The following is a 22,529-nucleotide window of genomic DNA, read 5'->3' on the forward strand; positions in this document are numbered from 1 at the left end:
TCGACAGCGCGTTGCTCGTTCTGACTGTTGCAGCCTGTGCGATGGCCGTGACAAGCGGTGGCTACACGCAGTTCGTCATCGGCCTTGTTGCAATCACGACCATCCTGGGGACAGGTCTCAACGTTCTTTATGGTTTGACTGGTCTGGTCTCACTTGGCCAGGTGGGTTTCTTTGCCATCGGCGCTTATGGTGTGGCGGTGTTGACGCTGTCTGGCCTGAGCTTCTGGCTGGCACTGCCCTTGTCCGCACTCGTGGCGGGGATCGCGGGCGTTCTGCTGGCGGTGCCTGCCGTCCGTATGGCGGGGCCGTTCCTGGCAATGGTCACGATTGCCTTCGCGTTCATTGTCGAACACGGCGCGGTGGAATGGCGTTCGCTGACCGGCGGTCAGAATGGCCTCATGGGTTTTCCAATGCCGGAGATCCTGGGCTTCGTGTTCACCGAGCGGGAACTGGTGGTGCTGGCCATCCTGCTTGCCGGATTGTCTCTCTACCTGTTTCGCCGATTGGCCGAAAGCGGTTGGGGCATGGCAATGACGGGCGTACGCGATGCTGAAACCGCAGCCGCCTCGCTTGGATATCGGCCGTTTGCGGTCAAGGCGGCCGCGTTTGCCATTGCGGCGGCGATGGCCGGGCTTGCGGGCGGTCTGTTTGCGCCGTTGATGATGTTCATCGCGCCGAGCAATTTCCCGTTCTCGCAGTCGATCCTGTTTCTCTTCGCAATCCTGATCGGGGGCGCCGGCACCGTGCTGGGGCCACTCGCCGGTGCGCTGGTAACCGTCCTGCTGCCGGAGTTCCTTTCAGATCTTGCAGAATACCGGCTGCTGTTCTTTGGCGGTTTGCTGGTGGGCGTGCTGCTGATTGCGCCTCGCGGGCTGGTCGGCACGGTGGCGTCTTACATTCCGAAGTCGAGCCGAAGCGTGACGCCGGTTTCTTCCGCAGACATCGAGCAGTTCCTCCAGGGCGGGCTTTCCGCAAGTGCACTGGAAATTGAAGACCTCGGCATTTCGTTCGGCGGCGTTCGGGCAGTCGATGGTGTCAGCTTCCGGATCGTGCCCGGCGAGGTAACATCCATCATCGGTCCGAACGGTGCGGGAAAGACCACTGTCCTCAACATGATAGGCGGGTTCTACCGTCCAACGCAGGGAAAGATCCTGCTTGGAAGCCGGGACCTTGCCGGGCTACCGGCCCATGCGGTTGCCCGATCCGGGATTGCCCGGACCTACCAGACGACCAAACTTTTCGAGAACCTGACGGTGCTTGCAAATGTCGTCTCCGGGCTGGGGCGCGGTGCCTTCGGCGACCCGTGGTCCGACATTCAGTCGCCAGATCGTTTGTCGCTGGCGGCAGGACTGTTGCGATACTGCGGCTATGAAGGTGACTTCGACAAGCGTGCCGGTGATCTGCCGCATGTCGACCGCAGGCTGGTGGAGATCGCACGTGCGCTTGCCCTGAAACCCGACATCCTTCTTCTGGATGAACCGGCAGCCGGACTGATGCGAGCCGACAAGGACAAGCTCGCCATGCTGCTGCGGGATATTGCCGACCTGGGGCCGGCAGTTGTGCTCGTTGAACATGACATGGAGCTGGTCATGGGGATTTCGGACCGGATCCAGGCAGTTGACGCCGGCAAGCCTATTGCCTTTGGCACCCCGGCAGAGATCCAGGCAAACGAAACAGTGATTGCAGCCTACCTCGGCACCGGTGGCGCCACGGCCTTCCCGCGCATAAAACCGCTGCATACGGAAGAAACGCCTGTTCTTTCGACACAGAAGCTGACTGCAGGATATGGCGCGGCTCCGGTGTTGAAAGAGGTATCACTCAAGGTGCGGCCAGGCGAAATGGTGGCTCTGCTCGGGGCGAATGGTGCAGGAAAATCGACGTTTCTTTCTGCCGTTTCGGGTCTGCACAGGCCGGTCACCGGAAGCATAATCCTGAATGACGAGCAGACACAGGCCATGCAGCCGCATGAACTCGTCGGGCGTGGTCTTGTGCTGGTTCCCGAAGGCCGCCAGGTGTTTCCGGAACTGACAGTGCGCGAGAACATCGAACTGGGTGCCTACAAGCGACATTCAGATGTCAACAGCTCGGAACTGGAAGCTCATCTGAAGCGGTTTCCGCGCCTGCGTGACAGGTTGCACAGCCGCGCAGGGCTTCTTTCGGGCGGTGAGCAGCAGATGATGGCAATTGCCCGCGGTCTCATGGCAAAACCCAAGATCCTGCTCCTGGACGAACCTTCGCTTGGATTGGCTCCGGCGATGGTTGAGGAGCTTTATGCGATCCTTGGTGAGTTGCGGGACGAAGGCATCACCATTCTGCTTGTCGACCAGATGGCGACGCTTGCTCTCGCCGTTGCAGATTACGCCTACGTATTGGAGCAAGGCCGTATCGTGATTGAAGGCAAGGCTGCGGATCTGGCTTCGGACCCGCGGCTGACGGCGGCCTATCTCGGCGCCGCCAATGAACAGGAAACTCGCATGGAGGCGAGGGTATGAGCGGGCTAGTAATCCGGAACGTCCTGCTGGAGGGCGCTGATGCGGCTGTCGATATTGCTGTTAGGGCCGGAAAGATTTCGGCGATAGGAGCCGACCTGCCCACGAGTGTGGAAGAATTGAATGGCAACGGCGTTCTCCTGGTGCCGGGATTTGTCGAGAGCCATCTTCATCTCGACAAGGCCTGCATTCTCGACCGCTGTCGGAACGAGACAGGCACGCTGGAAGGAGCGATCTCGTCAGTTGCGGAGGCAAAGAAAGGGTTTTCTGAAGAAGACGTCTACGACCGTGGTCGAAAGGTTCTCGAAAAGGCCATTACCCAGGGCACCAACGCCATCCGGACGCATGTGGAGATCGATCCGGGCATCGGCCTGACGGGGTTTCACGCCATTCAGCGGCTGAAGCAGGATTTCGCCTGGGCGCTGGACCTGCAGATATGTGTCTTTCCGCAAGAAGGGCTGATCAACAACCCTGGTACTGCCGAGTTGCTGGAAGAGGCACTCACAGCCGGAGCGGACCTGCTGGGCGGGTGTCCCTACACGGACAGCGATCCGAATGGCCAGATTGGCTGCCTGTTCGAAATGGCCGAACGCCATGATGTCGATCTCGATTTCCATCTGGATTTCGATCTCGATCCATCCTGGCGTCATCTTGATGAAATCGCCCGTCAGACAGTCGCTTTCGGCTGGCAGGGAAGGGTCGCGATCGGCCATGTCACCAAGCTGTCGGCCCTTTCCCGAAAGGACCTTCTGGAGGCGGTGCAAATTCTGAAAAGCGCTGAAATCGCGCTTACCGTTCTGCCGTCGACGGATCTGTTTCTGATGGGACGTGGCAGCGAAAGCCTGGTGCCACGGGGGGTCGCGCCGGCGCATGTCTTTCATGAACACGGCGTTTGCTGCACGGTCGCAACAAACAACGTGCTCAATCCCTTCACGCCCTATGGCGACTGCTCCTTGCCGCGCATGGCCAATCTTTATGCCAATGTTCACCAGCTCGGATCAGTGGAAGACCTGAAGGCTTGTTTTGACATGGTAACGGCTGCACCACGGAGGCTGATCAACAAGGCTCACAGGGTCGAAGTCGGCGAAGCGGCCACCTTCGTGGCGCTGCCGGCCATGAGCGGACATCAGATCGTTTCGGAAATCATCCGGCCGGTCTGGGGGATGAAGAATGGAAAATTCACCTTCGAGCAGGCTCCGGCCAGGTTGATGGGACCATTGGAAGCGCAAGGCCGGACCGAGGAAAGGCGAGCGGCTCTTGTGCCCTAGCTGCTCGTGGACGAGATCACTTGTGCCGTCGTGCTGCCGCGCGTGCGCATGGCGGCACGTTCCTTCATGTATTTTTCCGCCTCGATCATATGACCACGCATGATCATGCGGCAGAGTTCGGCATCACCCGATTTTATCGCCCGCAGCAACTGCACCTGATAGTGCAGTCCCGTTTCGCGCAGGGCAGGGTTCGGTTCCTTGTAGATCGAGCGGCAGACCGTCATGTCGCGTAGCAGGCTGAGCAGGAAGGAACATGTGAAGGCCAGGATCGGGTTCTTGCAGTGCCGGGCCAGTTCTTCGTGAAAATCAAGCTCGGCCAGGCGCTGCGAATATTCTTCTTCCGCCGTCTTCGGCTCGTCCTCGTAAAGCCGGATGCAGCCCTGCAAGGCCTGAAAACCCTCGTCTGTCAGTGTTCCGGCAACCGAGGCGGCAAGTTCCGGCTCAAGCTGTTTCCGGAGTGTGTAGATGTCGGCAATCGTCGGCTGGTCGAACAGGAACAGATTGTCCAGCATACGGATGGCTTCACCCGGCTCCACCGATGCGACGAAGACACCACCGCCCGGACCGCTGCGCGTTGAAATCAACCCCTGGAACTCCAGAACCTTCAAAGCCTCACGCAGTGAACCACGTGACACCCTGACCGTTTCCGGCTGAAGCCATTCGGCGGGGATCCTGTCACCGGGGCGCAGACCGGCTTCGACGATCTGTTCGCGGATCTGCTGGGCAACCATGTCGGGCCGCCGCAGGCGTTTCCGTGTCTTGGGATCTGTCGCTCCTTCGGGAATTCTCATGGCCGGTTAAACTGCATTGCCTTGTTTTTTGGGGAGCCTATGCCTTCCCGAGTGGGTGATAGCAAGCCGCAACGTGATTGTTGCCGCCTTTGGCCTCGTCTGGTGACGGTTTGCCGGCAACGCAGATATCCGTGCGGTGCGCACAGCGCGCGGCAAAGGCGCAGCCTTCAGGGGGATTGTAGGGATCCGGCAATTCGGCAGAGGCGTCTTCCGACATCAGGTCGTGCCGCCCGGGGGCGGGCGCGGAGCGCATTAGAAGATCCGTATAGGGATGTAGCGGCTTGCGGAAGATTTCTTTAGCTGGACCCAGTTCGGCCATCCGGCCGAAGTACATCACCGCCACCCGGTCGCTGACACTTTCCACCACCGAAAGATCGTGGCTGATGAAGATGTAGGTGAGGCCGAAGTCGTCCTTCAGCTTGTCCAGCAGGTTCAACACCTGGGCTTGCACCGACACATCGAGGGCAGACACGGGCTCATCAAGCACGATCAGCTCCGGCCCGGCCGCAAGGGCCCGCGCAATGCCGATCCGCTGCGCCTGGCCGCCGGAGAATTCATGGGGGTAGCGTTCCAGAAACTCCGGCGCCAGGTTGACCGCCTGCAGCAGCTCGGCAAGGCGCTTCTCGCGACCATCGGAATTCAGGTTTGTCAGGTGCTTGAGCGGCGCTTCCAGGATGGTCCTGATGGTCTTGCGCGGATTGAGCGAGGCAACCGGATCCTGAAAGACATATTGAACCTTGCGGGCGAGAGCGTTGCGGTCCTTTTTTGCCAGTGCCGCAAGATCCTCGCCGTTGAAGGTGATCGAGCCAGAAGTCGGCAGATCGAGACCGACGACGAGGCGCGCGAGGGTGGACTTGCCGCAGCCCGACTCTCCGACGACACCGAGGGTCTCTCCCTTCTTTACATCGAGACTGAGACCCTGAACCGCGTGCACGGCGGGAAGATGACCGCCAAAGAGCTTCCGACCGCCGCCGAAAATGCGCTCGACATCCTGAATGGTCAGAAGGGCTTCGCTGTCCACGTAGTTCTGGCTTATCTCGCTCATGCGGTCGCTCCGGAATTCAGCGGAAAGAGGCAGCGCACACCGCGGGTTTCGGAAGACATCTCAAGCTTGATCTCGCCGGTCCGGCAGGAGGTCTGTGCGTGCGGACACCGTGCGGCGAAGGCACAACCGTCCGGCAGGTTGTTGACCACGGGCGGGCGGCCCTCGATTGCATCCAGACGACGGTCCGGCTCGCCCAGAACCGGCACGCATTCAATCAGCTTGGCGGTGTAGGGATGACGCGGGTTCGCCAGAACCTCCTCCGTCGTTCCCGTTTCGACGATCCGGCCCGCATACATCACCGCAACACGGTCACAAAGGGCGGAGACAACGCCGAAATCATGGGTGATGAACAGGATTGCAGCGTTCCGTTCGCGGCGCAGGCCGTTCATCAGCGTCAGGATTTGCGATTGCACGGTGACGTCGAGCGCGGTGGTCGGCTCGTCCGCAATCAGCACCTTGGCATCGTTGGCGAGCGCCATGGCAATGCAGACCCTTTGGCGCATGCCACCGGAAAGCTCGTGCGGGTAGGCGGACAAGCGCTCCTTCGCATTCGGGATCCGCACAAGCGATAGCAGTTCAACGGCCTTCTCCCGTGCTTTCGAGCCGGACATGGGCTGGTGGGTGGTGATCGCTTCCGTCAACTGATCGCCGACGGTGAAGAGCGGGTGCAGCGTTGACAGCGGATCCTGAAAGACATAGGCAACCGAACCGCCTCTGAGGTCCCGGATACGCCGGTCGCTTGCCGCAAAAAGATCTTCGCCGTCGAGATAGGCGGCGCCGCCTGCAATCCGGCCGGGTGGTGTCGGCACAAGGCCCATGATGGACATGGCTGTTACCGACTTGCCGGATCCGGATTCTCCGACCACACCCAGGCATTCGCCCTCTTTCAGGTTCAGATCAACACCGCCGACTGCCTTGTAAACGGAGCTGCCGATCTGGAATTCGGTGCGCATCTGACGGACATCCAGCACACCGCCCTTTTCCGAAGGCGCGGGGATCTCGTCGGGCATGCGATGCACCGCTGTTCGAGAGACCGGCCGGGTGAGGGACCCGGCACGCAGGCGCGGGTCGAGGATATCGCGAACACCGTCGCCGAAGAGGTTGATACTCATGACCAGCGCAAAGATCATCAGGCCCGGAATGATGGAGACATGCGGCGCAGTGAAGAGGATCTTGCGGCCTTCACCCAGCATGGAGCCAAGGTCTGCCTGTGGCGGCTGGGCCCCCAGGCCGAGGAAAGACAGGCCAGCCGTTTCCAGGATCATCCAGCCGACGGTCGTCGACATGGTGATGACGATCACCGGCAAGACGTTGGGCAGAATTTCCAGAAACAGGATTTGTACCGGTGATTTGCCGGATAGCCGTGCCGCGTCAACAAACTCTCTTCGGGATAGCCCAAGCGTGATACCGCGAATGTTGCGGGCAAAGAACGGTATGTTGACGAGCGCTATGGCGTAAAGCGCGTTGAGCAGCCCAGGGCCGAGCACGGCGACAATGGCCAGTGCCAACAGAATGTAGGGAAACGCCATCACCATATCGATGCCGCGCATGATCAGAGTGTCCGTTCGCCCGCCTGCGTATCCGGCGACCAGTCCCAGAAGCGAGCCGAAGAAGGCAGCGATTATTGTTGCCGACAGACCGACGGCAAGCGATATGCGTGTCCCCCAAATCAGCCGCGAAAGGATGTCCCTGCCCAAGTGATCGGTGCCAAGCAGATGTCCTTCGGTAAGGACCGGCAGAAGTCGGTCTGCCGGGGCGGTAACGTCCGGGTTCGCCAGCGGCAGGATCGGCGCTGCCAGAGCGATAAGACAGATCAGTACCAGAACGACAAGGCCGCTGGTTGCCAGCGAATTGTTGAGCAGCAGCGCAAGTGTCCCCGGGCGCGAGGACTTTGCCTTCTCCTTGGAAGGGGCGCTCATGGTCGTGTCACTCATCAGCGCAACCTCGGATCAAGAATGGTCTGCACCACGTCTGCGAGCAGATTGAAGAGAACATAGGCAGCGGCGACCACCAGAACCCCGCCCTGGACCAGCAGCAGATCGCGGGTGGAAATGGCGGTCACGAGCATGGATCCGATGCCCGGCCACTGGAACACCGTCTCGATATAGACAGCACCGCCGATGACAAAGCCGGCCTGGATGCCAATGACCGGCACCACGCCGACGAGGGCCGACTTGAATGCGTGCTTGTAGATGACCTTGCGTTCCGACAGGCCCTTGGCGCGGGCGGTGCGGATATAGTCCTGACGCAGCACTTCCAGCATGGCGGTGCGTGTCAACCGGGCGATGACGCCGGTCGCGACCACCGAAAGCGTCAGTGCGGGCAGGGTGAGGTGATGGATCAGGTCGGGCAAGTCGCCGCCACCATAGATCGCGTACATGCCGGAAGCTGGAAACAGGCGCAGATTGACGGCAAAGACCAGGATCAGCAGCAGGCCGAGCCAGAAAGACGGGGTCGAGATACCGATCAGAACGAGCAGCGTGATGATCTTGTCCGCCCAGCCGTACTGACGGACGGCGGAAACAATACCGGCAAGAAGGCCGAAGATCGAGCACAGGATGAGCGAGGTTCCGGCCAGAATGAGGGTTGCCGAAAAGCGCTCCATCACTTCATCCAGCACCGGACGATTGAGCGTGTAGGAGCGGCCGAGATCACCCTGGAACAGGTTGCCGATCCAGATGACGTATTGCTCGAACAGGGTTTTGTCGAGGCCGAGATCGCGGTTGAGCTTGGCGACATTTTCCGGTGTCGCGTAGGAGCCGAGAATGGCAGTTGCCGGGTCTCCCGGGATCATCGCCATGATCAGGAAGACGATGATCGTCAGCCCGAACAGGACCGGAATGGCAGCCAGCAGACGCTTGGCTATGTAGGAAGCCAATGGTCTCTCCCTCTTTCTGAGTGCGGCCGGCCATTTCCTGAAGCCTTGCCGCCTCCGCAACCTCATCCTGAGGAGCGCATTTATGCGCGTCTCGAAGGATGGGCGGCACACTCCGGAGCAAGTGGCCCATCCTTCGACACAGCGCCTTGCGCTTCCTCAGGATGAGGGAGTGTTGTGTCGCCGGGGTGCGCCTTTACGTTTCCTTCGGCACTTGCTGCGTGCAGGTCCGAATACGAAAATCCCGGCGAACCGTTCAAGGTCCGCCGGGAGACGTGTCGTCTTATTGAGGCTTCTTGACATCCTGAAGCATCAGGAAGAAGGACGGTTGCAGCTTGAAGTCTTCAACCGATGCCTTGGTGACGGCATTCTGTTTCCAGTTGGCAACGAAGACCCAGGGGGCGTCCTCCTGGACGATTTCCTGCATTTCCTTGTAGAGCCTTGCGCGTTCTTCCTGGTTGGTTTCCTCGCGGGCATTTTCCAAAAGCTCGTCCACCTTGGCGTTGGAATAGTAGCCGGAGTTGAACCCGCCCTGTTCGGGCATCGCTTCGGTGCGCAGGGCCAGGAACGGAAGCGTGTCCGGGTCATTGGTCATCCAGGCCATTTCCGCCATGGAAGCCTTGCCTTGCAGACCCGGGTTCACCTTGCCGAGGAAGGTGTTCCATTCATAGGTCTCGATCTTGACCTTCATGCCGACGGCCTGGAGATCGGCCTGGATGGCCGTGCCCATGGCAACCGGGTCGAGCATGCCGGAGCCGCCTTCGGTGACATAGAAAGTAACTTCCTGTCCGGCGTATTCAGCTTCTTTCAGGAGTTCCTTGGCCTTTTCCGGATCGTAGGGATAGGGCTCCAGGCTCTCGTTGTAGGCCCAGGCAAAGGCAGGAGGTGTCGGCCCTGCTGCGACGTCGGCCGTACCTTGCAGGATGTTTTCCACCAGCGCCTTCTTGTTGATGGCGTAGTTGGCGGCCTGGCGCGCGGCCTTGACGTCAAACGGAGCTTCGCGGGTGTTCAGGATCAGGAACCAGACGTGAGGTCCGGCCTGTTCCAGCACATTGAACGTTGAATCGTCCTTGAACTGCTGCAGGCTGTCCGGCGGGACTTCAACCATCACATCCAGTCCGCCGGAGAGCATTTCGGCGATCCGGGTGTTGGCGTCGGTGATCGGACGGTAGATCAGCGCTTCCAGGTCCGGAGCGCCATCCCAGTAGTCTTCGTTCTTGACGGCAACCACCTTGGCGTTGGCTTCCCATTCGGCAAACTTGTAGGCGCCGGTACCGGACGGATTGCGGCCGAAATCCTTGCCGTATTGCTTGACGGCCTCGGGCGAGACGATCAGACCCGTCGGATAGGCAAGGTTCGACAGGAACGGCGCGTAAGGGGCACTAAGGTTGAAGGTGACGGTGGTTTCGTTGTCGACGACCACGTCCTCAACAGTGGAGAAGAAGAACGCGAGAGGGAAGGGACCCGTATCGTGATAGGGGTTTTCCTCGTTCAGCATACGGTCGAAGTTGAACTTCACCGCTTCCGCGTTGAAGGGGGAACCGTCGTGGAACTTGATACCTTCACGCAGCTTGAACGTGTAGGTCTTGCCGTCTTCCGAAATGGTCCAGCTTTCGGCAAGGGACGGTTCGACTTCCAGAGTGCCGTCCTTGTAGCGCACAAGTCCGTCATACAAGTTCACCAGAATGCGGAAATCGTTCACCGCCGTGACGGCGTGCGGGTCGAGTGACTTGGGTTCCGCGATCTGGCCGACAACCAGAACATTGGGCGGAGTTTGCGCCTGCACCTGGGGTGCAAAGGCGAGGAAGGCCGAGGCGAAAGCCGCGGCTAGGAATCTTTTCATGACCATTCCCCTCGTTGTTTCTGACGAATAATTAATCATGATTAATTGCAATTCTGCAATAATTATTTCATATTTATTTTCGCTCGAGGGTTGTGCTCTCGATGCCAGATAAACGCTTAAGCGCTGATAAATAGGGGGAAACAAGGATGCCGCAGCACGCAATCCGTATCGACCCGGAGCGTCTCAGAACGCTTCTCAACGGAGTGAATCGCTTCGGCTTTGTTCCTGAAACCGGCGGCTACACGCGACCAGGCTTCACTCGGGTCGATCTGGAGTGCAGGGATTGGTTCGAGGCACAGATGAGGGCCGACGATCTGCAGGTGTGGAGAGACGGCGCACTCAACCTGTTTGGCCGGTATGGACCTGAGGACGGGCCGTGCGTCATGGCCGGATCGCATCTCGACACCGTGGTCAATGGCGGGGCTTTTGACGGAGCACTCGGCGCCTGTGTTGCGCTGGAATGCGTGCGAACGATGAAGGATGCCGGAATAACGCCCCGGACAGCGATCGAAGTTGCCGCGACTTCCGAAGAAGAGGGCCGTTTCGGGGGCATGCTCGGCTCACAGGCCATAGCCGGGGCGATCACTCCGGCATGGATCGAGCAGGCGATTGATGCCGACGGGGTCCGGCTGCGCGATGCCATGAACAGTCTGGGTCTCGAGCCGATGGACATCCTGAAAGCAGCCCGTCCGGCCGGTTCGATAAATGCCTTTCTGGAACTCCATATCGAGCAGGGGCCGGTTCTTGAAGCCGAAGAATTTCCTATCGGCATCGCCGAGGAGGTTTCCGGTGTCTGTTATCTGGAGTTGGAACTGACGGGAATCGCCAATCATTCCGGGACAACACCCATGCATCTGCGGGCGGATGCATTTGCCGGGCTTTCCGAGCTTGCCGGGACAATTCCGGATCTGATCCAGATGCACGGCACCGACCAGAGCCGGTTTACCATTGGTCATGTCGAACTTTCGCCGAACCATCCCCACACGATTCCAGGTCGTGCAGTCTTTTCGGTGATTCTGCGTGACACGTCGGAAGAGATAATGGTGGGGCTGAAATCGCGTTTTCTGGAAAGCGCCGACATTGTCGCCAACCGGCACCGACTGAAATTGAACAAGACCGAGAGGAGCTGGTTGTCACCGGTTTCGCTGGATAGCGAGCTTGCCGACAAGCTCGCCGACCTTGCCGAACGCAACGAATTACCGGCGCGGCGTATGCCTTCCGGAGCCGGTCACGATGCCCAGACAATGCAGTCTTTCTGCCCTTCCGGGCTGATCTTCGTTCCCAGCCGGGCCGGCATAAGCCATGCTCCCGAAGAACACAGCGACTGGTCGGATATCGAGAAGGGGGCGAACCTCATGCTGCAGGCATTGCTCAACTTGTCCGGCTAACCTGTTTGCTGGTGTCTGCCGGCTTCTGCAACTTTCGCTCTTTCAATGCCGCGCGGGCTCGGCTAGGCTTTTCAAAAGTAAAGCATATCGTTCCTGGCGGGCGCGCCGCCACAAGTGTTGCAAACAGACAGTCCCTATCCATTTTTCAACGGGGGTGCCATGGTTGATCGGATTGCCGGACTAAGGGTCCGTATTGCCTTGAGGTCTGCCGCGACGGTCGGCCTCGTATGCCTTTTCCCGTTGTTGCAAGGTTGTGCACTTTCCGATGCGCCGGTGCTCTTCCCGAAAGGGCCTATCGCGTTGGCGGAACGGGATCTGCTGTTCACGGCATTCGGCATCATGATGATCGTCGCCATTCCCGCGATCATACTAACGCTGCTGTTCGCCTGGCGATATCGCAAGCGTAATGGCAACACCGCGGATTATGCGCCCGAGTGGGATGGTTCCTGGGGCATTGAAGCCGTGGTCTGGCTGGTTCCAGCTGCAATCGTGATTGTCATCGGAACCATTGTCTGGGATGCGACCCACAGGCTTGACCCTTACAAGGCCCTGGCGTCCGACAAGCCGGCTTTCAAGGTGCAGGCCGTCGCACTCGACTGGAAATGGCTGTTCTTATACCCGGAACTCGGCACGGCCAGCGTGAATGAACTGGCCTTTCCCGCAGACAGGCCGCTAACCATAGAGATCACCTCCGACACGGTCATGAATTCACTGATGATCCCCGCACTCGGTGGCCAGATCTACGCCATGGCGGGCATGCGCTCCGAACTTAACCTGATCGCAGATGGTCCAGGCACCTTCAACGGCCGCAACACAATGTATTCCGGCGACGGCTTTTCCGACCAGCACTTCAAGGCTCATGCCATGAACGAAGCGGATTTCGCCGCCTGGAAGGAAAAGGCAACAGGATCCGCTGATGTGCTGGACGCCAAGACATATGTGGACCTGCACAAAAAGAGCGTTGCCGATCCAGTCCGGCATTATTCGTCTTACGAGACGGATCTCTTTTCGATCATCCTGCGCAAATACGCGCCGATTGTCGGCCCTTACGAAAGCAAGGCCGCCGAACTCATCTGCCGGGGGGCTGTTTGATGCTGGGACGTCTTACGATTGAGGCCCTGCCGTTCTATTCCTGGGTGGCCATGGGTGGGGCGGCAGTAACTGTTGGCGGCGGTATTGCCGTGTTCCTGCTGATCACCTGGCTGCGCGCTTGGAAAGTTCTCTGGACAGACTGGCTGACCAGCGTCGATCACAAAAAGATCGGCATCATGTATGTGGTGCTGGCTCTGGTGATGCTGGTGCGCGGGTTTGTCGATGCTCTCATGATGCGGGCGCAACAGGCGGTTTCCCTGAACAGCGAAGGTTATCTTCCGCCGGAACATTTCGAGCAGATTTTCTCCTCCCACGGCACGATCATGATCTTTTTCGTGGCCATGCCGTTCCTGACCGGGCTCATCAACATCATCGTGCCGCAACAGATCGGCGCGCGGGACGTCGCCTTTCCGTTCCTGAATTCCGTCAGCCTCTGGATGACGGCAGCCGGTGCGGCTCTGGTGCTGATATCGCTTGTGGTCGGCAAGTTCTCGCAAGCCGGCTGGACCGGATATCCTCCATATTCCGGGGCTGAATACAGTCCGGGTGTGGGGGTCGACTACTGGCTATGGGCGCTGATCATCAGCGGGGTGGGCAGTACGCTCTCAGGCATCAACTTCATCGTGACCATCGTCAAGAACCGCTGCCCGGGCATGACTTTCATGCGCATGCCGATGTTCACCTGGACGACACTGTGCATTTCCATCCTGATTGCCTTCGCCTTTCCGGCGCTGACGGTGGTCGCCGGTCAGTTGACACTCGATCGCACGCTCGGCTTCCATTTCTTCACCAACGGTGACGGCGGCAACATGATGATGTTTGCCAACCTGCTGTGGATCTGGGGTCATCCGGAGGTCTACATCCTGATCTTGCCGGCCTTCGGTATTTTTTCCGAAGTGGTGGCGACATTCTCGCGCAAGCGACTGTTCGGTTACACTTCACTGGTCTATGCGACCGCCTGTATCGCGCTGCTGTCGTTCACAGTCTGGCTGCACCACTTCTTCACGATGGGCTCGTCTGCCAATGTGAATGCCATATTCGGCATCGCGACGATGATCATCGCGGTGCCGACGGGGGTGAAGATCTTCGACTGGCTGTTCACCATGTACAAGGGCCGGATCGAGTTTCACACGTCCATGGTCTACACCATCGGCTTCATGGTGACCTTCGTCATCGGTGGCGTGACCGGTGTGCTGCTGGCCCTGCCGCCCGCCGACTACCTGATGCACAATTCCACCTTCCTGGTGGCGCACTTCCACAACATGCTGATCCCGGGCGCTCTTTTCGGTTATTTCGCCGGCATGAACTACTGGTTCCCCAAAGCCTTCGGTTTCAAGCTGGACGCCAAATGGGGCATGCGGTCCTTCTGGTGCTGGATCATCGGTTTCTATCTCGCCTTCATGCCGCTCTACGTCCTTGGCTTCAAGGGCATGAGCCGGCGGATGGAGCATTATGCCGACCCCACCTGGCAACCCTTTCTGATCGTCGCTGCGATCGGGGCTCTGTTCGTCCTGTGCGGCATCGCCTGCATCGCCATCCAGCTTTACGTTTCGGCCAGGAAATGGGGATCCGCCAGGGACATCACGGGGGACCCGTGGAACGGTCGTACCCTGGAATGGGCGACGTCCTCACCGCCAGCTGCCTATAACTTCGCGGTTCTTCCCGAGGTGACCGATATCGACGCGTTCCACGACATGAAGATCCGGGGGGAGGCCTATCAGCCGCCGCAGCATTACGAAGACATCGTCATGCCGAAAAACACCTGGATCGGCCCGGTGCTTGGTGCGCTGGCATTTGTGCTCGGTTTTGCCTTCATCTGGTACATCTGGTGGCTCGTCGCCCTGAGCTTCGTGCTGTCCCTCGTATGTGTCGGTATCCGGGCGTCCGACGACAACAGCGAATTCGTGTTGCCGGCAGCAGAAGTCGCCCGGATCGAGCGTGAACGCCTCGCTCAGATCTCGCCGGCCGACCTGCACGACATGCGCGATTTTGTGCCGCGCGGTGCCGCCTCTGGCGCACCGTTGTCCGGAACGGTTTGAGGGAGGGGCCGATGTCTGCTGCAATCATCCTTGAAGAGGAAGAGAAGCACTCCCTTCATTCCAGGGAATTCGGGTTCTGGATCTATCTGATGACCGACGCGGTCATCTTCGCGCTGTTGTTTGCGACCTACGCTGTCCTGTCGGAAAATTCCGCAGCGGGTCCGACGTCAAAAGAGCTCTTCGATCTTAGCAGGACTGCCGTTGAAACCGGCTTGCTGCTGGTCTCCAGCCTGACGTTCGGGATGGCGAACATTGCGCTGATGAACGACCAGAAGGGCCGCGTGGTCCAATGGCTCTTTGTGACCTTGCTGCTCGGCTTCGCATTTCTGGCAATGGAGCTGAGTGAATTTGCCGGCATGATCGAAAAAGGTGCGGGTCCGGAGGTAAGCGGCTTTCTGTCCGCCTTCTTCACGCTGGTGGGCACACACGGACTGCACGTTGCGTTCGGGGCACTCGGGATCGTGGTTATGATTGGCCAGATCATGGTCAAGGGCTTGACGCCGCCGGTTCGTTCCCGGTTGATGCGGCTCGGGCTGTTCTGGCATTTTCTCGATATTGTCTGGATCGGGATCTTTTCGGCGGTCTATCTGCCGGGCGTTCTATAGGGGGCACATATGAACCATTCCGCTGAACGCAGCCTGTCTACCTATCTCACCGGGTTTGTGCTTGCAGTTGTGCTGACGGCAATTCCCTTCGCCCTGGTCTGGGGCGGACTGCTCACAGGCAGTGCCGTATATTTCGTCATCGCTGTTGCCGCGGTTCTGCAGGTGATCGTTCACCTGGTATTTTTTCTACACATCGACCTGAAATCCACCCCGGTCGAAAACCTGTTCTTTCTGGCCTTTGCCGCGGTGCTCATTTTCATCATGGTCGGCGGCAGTCTCTGGATCATGATGGATCTGCATCACCGCATGCAGTGAATGCTGGTCGCCATTGAGGCGTCTCGCCGCAATCGACGACCAGCCTGTCCGAAAGGGAGAATGACATGAGATGCTATCGCAATCCGCTTGCCGGAAGTCTTCTGGCCGCAGGGCTGATGCTGGTCGCTACCAATGGTGCACTTGCCGACTGTCAGGCGGACATCGACAAGGTTGAAAATGCCGTTACCCACTCCGAGAGGGAGGGTATCGACATCACTGTTGCAGAGAAGATGCGCGCACTGCTCCAGGAAGCGAACAAGGAACGGCACGCAGGCAACGAAGCAAAATGCCAGGAGCTGATCAACCAGGCAAAATACATCGGCGACGTGGAATGACGACCGATAATGTATCTGTTCCACTGGTCGGTTTGCTGCGCTTGAGGTAAGAGAACCCGTTCCGGAACAGGTGTGGGGAAACATGATTTCGGTCGTTCTTGGATGAAATCGTGCCGGGACATGGCGATTGTGGGCGCCGGCATTGCCGGCTCGATCGCAGCTCTGGAACTTGCTGATCGCGGTAACCGCGTCGTGCTTTACGATGCGGGGGCAGAACCGCTGACTGCGGCGTCGCTGGTCAACGAAGGCAAGATCCATCTCGGGTTCGTTTACGGCGGGGACAGTTCAGGTCTGACCGCACGGCGCATGATCGACGGCGCGCTTCAATTCCGGTCCATCGTGTGCCGGTGGATGGCGCAAGACCTTTTCGCTTCTTCCGTAACGCAGCCATTCGATTATGCCGTTCCCGAGGGGTCTCAGCTTTCCGCGGGTGCGGTAGAACAGCACTTTGTGCTGGTGCAAGACATCCTCCGCGAGCGGCTAGCGGCACCAAATGCAGACTACCTCGGCGAAGTGGATCTACCGGCCTTCCGGCGCCTGACCTCCCATCCTTATGGCTCTGACGCTGGCAAGATCGAGGCGGCCTTCGGAACGCCGGAACGATCCGTCGACACTCGAGCCATTGCTGATTCACTGCGCGCAGCGGTTCTTTCTCACCCGCGAATCGAGTTCCAGTCCAATCACAGGGTGACGCGTTTCGAGACAAGCCGGTCCGGATGGCAAGTGGTTGGTGAACATCGCGCTGACGGACCATTCGACCGGGTGCTCAACGCCGCCTGGGAGCAGCGCCGCTTTCTTGATCATGCCAGCGGCTTTGCTGATGATGCCTCGTGGTTCCTGCGCTACAAAATGGCGGTACTGCTGCCGGATGTTGTCGAAGATCTGGCGAATGTTACGCTCATGTTGGGGCGATACGGGGATGTCGTGCGGTATGAGACAGGCCGGGTGTATCTGTCCTGGTACCCGTCGATGATGCTCGCCAGCACACGCGACCTTTTGCTTCCGCACCCAGAGATCGCTTCTTCCCGAAAGGCCGAAATTGTGCGCAGTTCCGTTGCCGCACTTGCAGCCTACTATCCGAAGTTAGCTGAGTTCCTGCGCTTTCCCGAGACGGACGAAGCACCGTTGATCGGCGGAGTTATCGACGCAAGGGGTGCAAGTGATATCGACGATCGCGTGAGCGATCTGCACAAGCGCAGCAGAATAGGCCCCAGCCTCGTGGCCGATGGTTATTGCAGCCTTGATCCGGGCAAATACACGACCGCACCGATGTTCGCGCTTGAAGCGGCGGACGCGCTGGCATCTTCAAGCCAGGTTCAAAAAGTCATCGCCTCATGAAGTTTCCTGCAATATGGCCATGGAAACGGCCTCGTCTGACAATCTGTATTCCTGCCTACCGGCCGAACGGGTTTCTTGAACGGGTGCTTGCGTCGGTGCAGGAGCAGAGCTTTCGCGACTTTCGTGTTGTCATTTCCAATGATGGCGGTTTCGAACGGGAAACCTTCGAACCGTTCCGGCGCGTGGCAAACGTGCGTATCTACCATCAGCGAGGACGACTCGGCTGGGTGGAAAACGCCAATTGGCTGATCAGAAGGGTGAGGACGCCGTATTTTGCCATCCTGCCGCAAGACGACACCATTGAGCCGGACTATTACGCCACGCTTGTGGATCTTCTGGAAAAGACACCTGCTGCCGGAAGCGCTTGCACCGCAATTCAGACCGTCGGCAGGCCGGATGAACACATCATCCGCAGCAAAAGCGTGAGCGGAGACCTGGAAGCGCGGATCAGTCAGGTGTTCGGGATGAGTTATGCCGGCGTCAGTTTTCGGGCGGTCAACCGGACACCGCCAAACCTTCGTGATCTGACCGTTCCCGGAAACCGGTTCGACAACATGTTCGCCGACAGTACCTGGATCATGCGCCAGGCGATCCAGGGAGAAATGCTTTATCTCGACCGGCCGCTCTACAGGAAGCTCTACCACGACGGCAACACTCACACGAGCTGGCTGGAAACACCGGCGAAAACCCTTGCATCCGCCTGGATGCGTTATTGCCAGCAAATGGCATTCCATGCGGCACGGTCCGTGGCTGACGAGTACCAGCGCGAGGCCATATTCGATCTTGCCTGCGAGCGGGTCTTTTCCAGAAACAGCGAGTTGAGACCGCTAGCCGTCGGCACGGCATTCGACGCGATCTGGAGCCAGAGTGAACTGGATCTGCGCCAGGAAGGTATGAAGAAGATGCTGCGGCGTTCATTGATGCAGCGCCAGGCTGGCTGCAACGCGTGGCGAGAACATATGGTCCGTGTCGCCCGAGGCACGCGATAGCAAAGTGCCAGCGGCGAGCGACACAATAGAGTTTCAAGCTGAATGGGGGGGGAATGGTGCCGGCAGCAGGATTCGAACCCGCGACCCCGAGATTACAAATCACGTGCTCTACCAGCTGAGCTATACCGGCGCCGGGGATGGCTTCTACCAGATTGGGCGCACTTGTCCATGCCTTGATTTGCATTTTTCGATTCTGATTCCGGAAAACCAGCTAAACCTCTCTGATAATTTCGAAAATTGGGTAGCCGCTGTGGATAGTTTCGCGTGTGCAGAGTTTCTGCGACCCAGAAATTCAGTATCGCGACGTCTCGATTCCAATGTCATTCCTGCAAATTTAGGGAAGCAGTTGTGGCGTAGGCGCAATCAAGAGGCATATTTCTCGGTCAGAGGGGCAGCGCGCGGCCATCTTGCCAGTTCCCTGGAACGGAATCATTTCCTTGCCTTGGCATAATAAGCTCGCGCAGCACATCAAGCACTGATCCGCATAGCCGATGTGCCCCTGATCAAGGTGGACGCTTGGCGACGTCCAAACTGCGGCATCCGCCAATCCAGCGTTCGCAAGCGCTGAAGGGGCTCTGCGAAGAGGGGGCGGCAGCTTGCATGAACCGGGTTTTGCACCCATAAATGCGCACTCTGAATATCAGCCTGTCGCTTTCTGCGCGGGCTCCTCTGGTTTTACCGGAAGGCAGGCTGGATAGACCAAACACTGTTCGGTCCTGTCATCACTTCCGTTTCACCCTCAGTGGAAAATCTGCCGTGACACATGTGGTTCTGCCCGAAATCATGTGCGCCAATTGGATCGATTTAAATGACTGAAGCGCAGCGCATCTGCCTCATTTTCTATCTGCAGCCGATCGCACTCGGGGCTTGGCTGCCGCATATTCCAGGCGTCCAGACCACGCTTGGACTGACCAACAGCGAGTTGGCGATTGCGCTTGTCGGGGCGCCGGTCGGTACTTTGACAACCTTGATGATCGCGGGGCGCATTGCAGGCTGGATCGGTGCCAAGCGGATCACGCTGGTCTTTTATCCGGTCTTTCTTCTCGCCATGCTGTTGCCCTTCATGGCGACAACCCAGTGGCTTTTGATGGCCGCGCTCGCGCTTGTCGGCGGATCGATGTCCATCCTGGAACTCGGGCTCAACGTTCTGGCTGACGATTATGAGACGCGCACCCATCACAAGATCATGAGCAGAGCCCATGGCTGCTGGAGCTTCGGACTTCTGTCTGGAACGCTGATTGGCTCGGCTGTGGCGGGTTTTGCCCTGTCGCCCCTTGTGGCCGGTATCGCGATCGCGATCCTGGTTCAGGCCCTGGTGTTGCCTGTAATCCTGCGGTTGCCTTTGCCGCCCGAAGGGCAGTCGGCCAAACCCGAGCAACGCGGTTTCCGGGTGCCACATCCGGTTTTGCTAGGCGTCTGTTTTTTCACTTTTGGAACGACATTGGTGGAAGGGGCCGTTGCGGATTGGGCTGCGGTCTATCTCCGGGATGCCTTTGCCGCCAATCCGGGCCTCGCCGGGCTGGGCATATCGATCTTTTCGCTGTGTCTGGCTTCGACCCGGCTCATGGGAGACCGCTTGCGCCAGGTTGCGGCGCCAGGACGCCTGGGGCAGGTGCTTGCGCTCATCGGACTGATCGGTCTGAGCCTGATATGGCTTGCACCGAACGCGCCGATTGCACTTATCGGTCTGGGAGTTCTGGGATCGGGAGCAGCGCTCGCGTTTCCTCTTGGAGTGACCGCGGCATCCGCAGCGCCAGGAGGAAGTGCGGCTTCCAATGTCGCCGTGCTTTCCTTTGTGGCTCTGCTTGGCTTTCTGGTCGGGCCGCTCACCATCGGGCCGCTCGCCGATGCCTTCGGTATTCGGGCGGCTCTCATGGTGCTGGCACCGATGATCGGTATCAGTCTGCTATTGGCGCCTTGCCTGACCCGGTCGGAGGCGACGCGGGCGAACAGAACTGCCGCCAGTTCCGTGACTGCAGCGCGCGGAGAGGTGCTTTGAATCGGATGGTGAAAGGAGAGGGGCCTTACAGCCCCATTTTCATCCGCGCCACATAGAGTGACAGTACAGCGGCATTTGAAACATTGAGCGAGCGAATCTCGCCCGGCATGTCGAGGCGGGCTGTCAGGCCGCAGGCTTCGCGCACACCCTGACGCACGCCTTTTCCCTCCGAGCCCAGCACCAGAACTGTCCTGTCGCTGAACGGTGTCTGTTCAAGACTTGCCGGGCCATCGCTGTCGAGGGCAATGCAGGAAAAGCCTTCGTCCTTCATCTCGGCAATGAAGCGGGCCATGTTTTTCACCCGGACATGTTTGATCATGTCGAGTGCACCGGAAGCGGATTTCGCCAGAACGGAGCCTTCTTCCGGTGCGTGGCGTTCGGTTGTTACCACCGCATCGGCATCGAGCGCGACAGCCGAGCGCAGGATTGCGCCTACATTGTGCGGATCCGTGACCTGGTCAAGTGCCAGCACGAGCCGCGCACCTTTCAGATGCTCGGCGCCATAAGCGGGCAGGGGATCGGCTTCCAGAATCATGCCCTGATGGACAGCATCCTTCGTCACCATCCGGTCCAGCGCGCGGGGCATCATGGATTCGACAGGAACATCGATCTTCACGCCACGTTCTTCGAGGCGGCGAACGGCATTGTCCGTTGCGAACAGCTTCAGCCGCTTGCGATCCTTGTTGGCAAAGGCCGCTTCCACGGTGTGGAGGCCGTAAAGCAGCACCGGGCCTTCCGGGGGGAGGCCCGGACGGCGCGGCGCAGGTTTGCCACCGAACTTCTTGTTGCCACGAAAGCCCGGCTTGCCGGCTGGGCGCGAAGGTTTCTTGTCGTCACTCATGGCGCAGCTCTACCGGGATTTCCACGTCAGGAAAAGAGGGAAAGACAGTGCGACTGTTCCATATCCATTGCCTCAAGAGGGCTTCAGGATCATGCAGCTGACGGTGCCATGGGCGATCAGTTTGCCGTTCGCGTCTCGCAGATCGCCTTCGGAGGTCGCCAGGCGGGAGCCGCGGTGAACGATCCGCCCCTCGCAAACCACTTCTCCGCTGGTTTCAAGCAGCGGGCGAACCATGTTCACGTTGAGCGATGTGGTGGTGTAGAATTCGCCGGGCTGCAGCGTGGTGTGTACCGCGCAGCTCAGCGCCGTGTCGATCAGCGTCGAAATCCAGCCACCATGGACCGTACCGAGCGGGTTCAGGAACTCGCGCGCTGGCTGGCCGGTGAAGACGGCCCGGCCTTCGGAGAATTCCTTCATCCTGATATTGGAATGCACCATGATCGGCGGGGCAGGCAGATCGCCTGCCATCATGCGCTCGAAGATATCAAGCCCGGTCATGGTGGCAAAGGCTGCCTTTGGAAGCGCGCCAAGGGTGTGGGTCTTGCCGTTTTCGGTCAGGGTCTGGGGATCGCTCATGATTGGTGTCCTGAAAGGGTGGTCTCGTCGGGGTCTGATTGGGAGGCAGTGTCTGCGGCAGGTTTTTCCTGGCTTTCCAGAATGTGAACCGCCTTGCGCAACGTGGACATCTGGGTGCGAACGGCATCAGCGCCGTCCGGGCCAAGCAATGTGCTGACCTCTTCTTGTGCCTTGAGCCAGGTGCGGTGGATCTCAATCACCTTTGCCTCGCCCAGTTGTGTCAGCACAGGAAGAACCTTTCGGCCTTTGCCATCTTGTCGGGTTACAAGACCGGCAACTTCCAAAGGCTTGAGGTTTCGGGCCAGCGTGGATCGGTCGATGCCGAGAAAACGGGCGATCTCTGCCGCCGAACTTGCAGATCCGTCGGCTATGGCAGCCAAAAGCTGGGCCTGGGTCAGTTCAAGGCCGAGAACTGCCATGTGCCTATTATAATGACGGGTCAGAAGATTGGCGGTGCGCCGGGCGGCGTGACCGAGGCAGGTTCTGCCCATGTGCTGGAAATCGATATCTTTGAGGGAAGATGACATTTGTTGTAGGTACAACAACAAAAGAATCTGCTCAAGGGTGCAGTCGTGTCCGACTGGTTTTTCAAAAGGGCAGCAGGTGCAGGCATTGGCACAAATGGCCTCGTCAAAGGAACGGGCGCGTTGATGAAAGTTGTCCACAGGCTGGGGTCGCGTGAAGCCGGATTTTCAGCAAAA

Annotated in this window: 19 protein-coding genes and 1 tRNA gene; 11 read left to right on the plus strand and 9 right to left on the minus strand. The window is 59.1% G+C overall.

The window, feature by feature from the left end; all coding sequences use genetic code 11:
• Window positions 1-41: 41 nt before the first annotated feature.
• Window positions 42-2,492 carry a branched-chain amino acid ABC transporter ATP-binding protein/permease gene (locus B0E33_RS24340; protein WP_077293595.1) on the plus strand — a complete coding sequence of 817 codons (2,451 nt, stop codon included), beginning with the start codon at window positions 42-44 and terminating at the stop codon, window positions 2,490-2,492.
• Window positions 2,489-3,757, plus strand: a complete 1,269-nt coding sequence (locus B0E33_RS24345) for an amidohydrolase family protein (RefSeq protein WP_077292671.1) — start codon at window positions 2,489-2,491, stop codon at window positions 3,755-3,757. The genes B0E33_RS24340 and B0E33_RS24345 overlap by 4 nt, the downstream gene beginning before the upstream one ends.
• Here B0E33_RS24345 and B0E33_RS24350 read toward each other — a convergent pair.
• The 5 genes from B0E33_RS24350 to B0E33_RS24370 all read right to left on the minus strand — a co-directional run bounded on the left by B0E33_RS24350 (window position 3,754) and on the right by B0E33_RS24370 (window position 10,311).
• Entirely contained in the window at window positions 3,754-4,548 is a 795-nt protein-coding gene (locus B0E33_RS24350) for a FadR/GntR family transcriptional regulator (RefSeq protein WP_075284205.1), read from the minus strand. The genes B0E33_RS24345 and B0E33_RS24350 overlap by 4 nt on opposite strands.
• A gap of 37 nt (window positions 4,549-4,585) precedes the next feature.
• Complete coding sequence (locus B0E33_RS24355; protein WP_077292672.1) at window positions 4,586-5,593, minus strand: ABC transporter ATP-binding protein; 1,008 nt, start codon at window positions 5,591-5,593, stop codon at window positions 4,586-4,588.
• Complete coding sequence (locus B0E33_RS24360; RefSeq protein WP_077292673.1) at window positions 5,590-7,527, minus strand: dipeptide/oligopeptide/nickel ABC transporter permease/ATP-binding protein; 1,938 nt, start codon at window positions 7,525-7,527, stop codon at window positions 5,590-5,592. The genes B0E33_RS24355 and B0E33_RS24360 overlap by 4 nt, the downstream gene beginning before the upstream one ends.
• Entirely contained in the window at window positions 7,527-8,471 is a 945-nt protein-coding gene (locus tag B0E33_RS24365; RefSeq protein ID WP_023001138.1) for an ABC transporter permease, read from the minus strand. The genes B0E33_RS24360 and B0E33_RS24365 overlap by 1 nt, the downstream gene beginning before the upstream one ends.
• Window positions 8,472-8,751: 280 nt before the next feature.
• On the minus strand, window positions 8,752-10,311 hold the full coding sequence (locus B0E33_RS24370; protein WP_077293597.1) for an ABC transporter substrate-binding protein: 1,560 nt from the start codon (window positions 10,309-10,311) through the stop codon (window positions 8,752-8,754).
• A 146-nt stretch (window positions 10,312-10,457) separates the two neighbouring features.
• On the opposite strand from B0E33_RS24370, the gene B0E33_RS24375 reads away from it, so the two are divergent.
• The 8 genes from B0E33_RS24375 (at window position 10,458) to B0E33_RS24410 (ending at window position 18,412) form a co-directional block, all read left to right on the plus strand.
• The gene (locus B0E33_RS24375; protein ID WP_077292674.1) at window positions 10,458-11,699 is read left to right on the plus strand and encodes a Zn-dependent hydrolase; all 1,242 of its coding nucleotides are present in this window, start codon (window positions 10,458-10,460) and stop codon (window positions 11,697-11,699) included.
• Window positions 11,700-11,858: 159 nt separating this feature from the next.
• Window positions 11,859-12,791 (plus strand): ubiquinol oxidase subunit II, encoded by a 933-nt coding sequence (gene cyoA, locus B0E33_RS24380; protein ID WP_077292675.1) that lies wholly within the window; start codon window positions 11,859-11,861, stop codon window positions 12,789-12,791.
• The gene (gene cyoB / locus B0E33_RS24385) at window positions 12,791-14,830 is read left to right on the plus strand and encodes a cytochrome o ubiquinol oxidase subunit I (RefSeq protein WP_077292676.1); all 2,040 of its coding nucleotides are present in this window, start codon (window positions 12,791-12,793) and stop codon (window positions 14,828-14,830) included. Before cyoA ends, cyoB begins: the two co-directional genes overlap by 1 nt.
• An 11-nt stretch (window positions 14,831-14,841) precedes the next feature.
• Window positions 14,842-15,435, plus strand: coding sequence for a cytochrome o ubiquinol oxidase subunit III (cyoC, locus tag B0E33_RS24390; RefSeq protein WP_077292677.1), 594 nt, complete (start codon window positions 14,842-14,844; stop codon window positions 15,433-15,435).
• A gap of 9 nt (window positions 15,436-15,444) precedes the next feature.
• Window positions 15,445-15,750: a cytochrome o ubiquinol oxidase subunit IV gene (cyoD, locus tag B0E33_RS24395; RefSeq protein WP_023001144.1), complete on the plus strand. Its 306-nt coding sequence runs from the start codon at window positions 15,445-15,447 to the stop codon at window positions 15,748-15,750.
• A gap of 65 nt (window positions 15,751-15,815) precedes the next feature.
• Complete coding sequence (locus B0E33_RS24400) at window positions 15,816-16,085, plus strand: hypothetical protein (RefSeq protein WP_023001145.1); 270 nt, start codon at window positions 15,816-15,818, stop codon at window positions 16,083-16,085.
• 120 nt (window positions 16,086-16,205) lie between these two features.
• Window positions 16,206-17,423, plus strand: a complete 1,218-nt coding sequence (locus B0E33_RS24405; RefSeq protein WP_167579594.1) for an FAD-dependent oxidoreductase — start codon at window positions 16,206-16,208, stop codon at window positions 17,421-17,423.
• A complete protein-coding gene (locus B0E33_RS24410) occupies window positions 17,420-18,412 on the plus strand; it encodes a glycosyltransferase family 2 protein (protein WP_077292679.1) in 993 nt (330 codons plus the stop codon). Before B0E33_RS24405 ends, B0E33_RS24410 begins: the two co-directional genes overlap by 4 nt.
• A gap of 54 nt (window positions 18,413-18,466) precedes the next feature.
• On the opposite strand, the gene B0E33_RS24415 is transcribed toward B0E33_RS24410, so the two are convergent.
• A tRNA-Thr gene (locus B0E33_RS24415) sits at window positions 18,467-18,542 on the minus strand.
• A gap of 678 nt (window positions 18,543-19,220) precedes the next feature.
• Here B0E33_RS24415 and B0E33_RS24420 point away from each other — a divergent pair.
• Window positions 19,221-20,411: an MFS transporter gene (locus tag B0E33_RS24420; protein WP_077292680.1), complete on the plus strand. Its 1,191-nt coding sequence runs from the start codon at window positions 19,221-19,223 to the stop codon at window positions 20,409-20,411.
• A gap of 25 nt (window positions 20,412-20,436) precedes the next feature.
• Here the strand turns inward: B0E33_RS24420 and B0E33_RS24425 are convergent, their stop codons facing one another.
• The 3 genes from B0E33_RS24425 to B0E33_RS24435 form a co-directional block, all read right to left on the minus strand.
• Complete coding sequence (locus B0E33_RS24425) at window positions 20,437-21,252, minus strand: TrmH family RNA methyltransferase (RefSeq protein WP_077292681.1); 816 nt, start codon at window positions 21,250-21,252, stop codon at window positions 20,437-20,439.
• 72 nt (window positions 21,253-21,324) lie between these two features.
• A complete protein-coding gene (locus B0E33_RS24430) occupies window positions 21,325-21,828 on the minus strand; it encodes a PaaI family thioesterase (protein ID WP_055654727.1) in 504 nt (167 codons plus the stop codon).
• Window positions 21,825-22,247: a MarR family winged helix-turn-helix transcriptional regulator gene (locus tag B0E33_RS24435; RefSeq protein ID WP_077292682.1), complete on the minus strand. Its 423-nt coding sequence runs from the start codon at window positions 22,245-22,247 to the stop codon at window positions 21,825-21,827. Before B0E33_RS24435 ends, B0E33_RS24430 begins: the two co-directional genes overlap by 4 nt.
• Window positions 22,248-22,529 lie beyond the last annotated feature (282 nt).

The sequence above is a fragment of the Roseibium algicola genome (assembly GCF_001999245.1).
GTDB lineage: Bacteria > Pseudomonadota > Alphaproteobacteria > Rhizobiales > Stappiaceae > Roseibium > Roseibium algicola.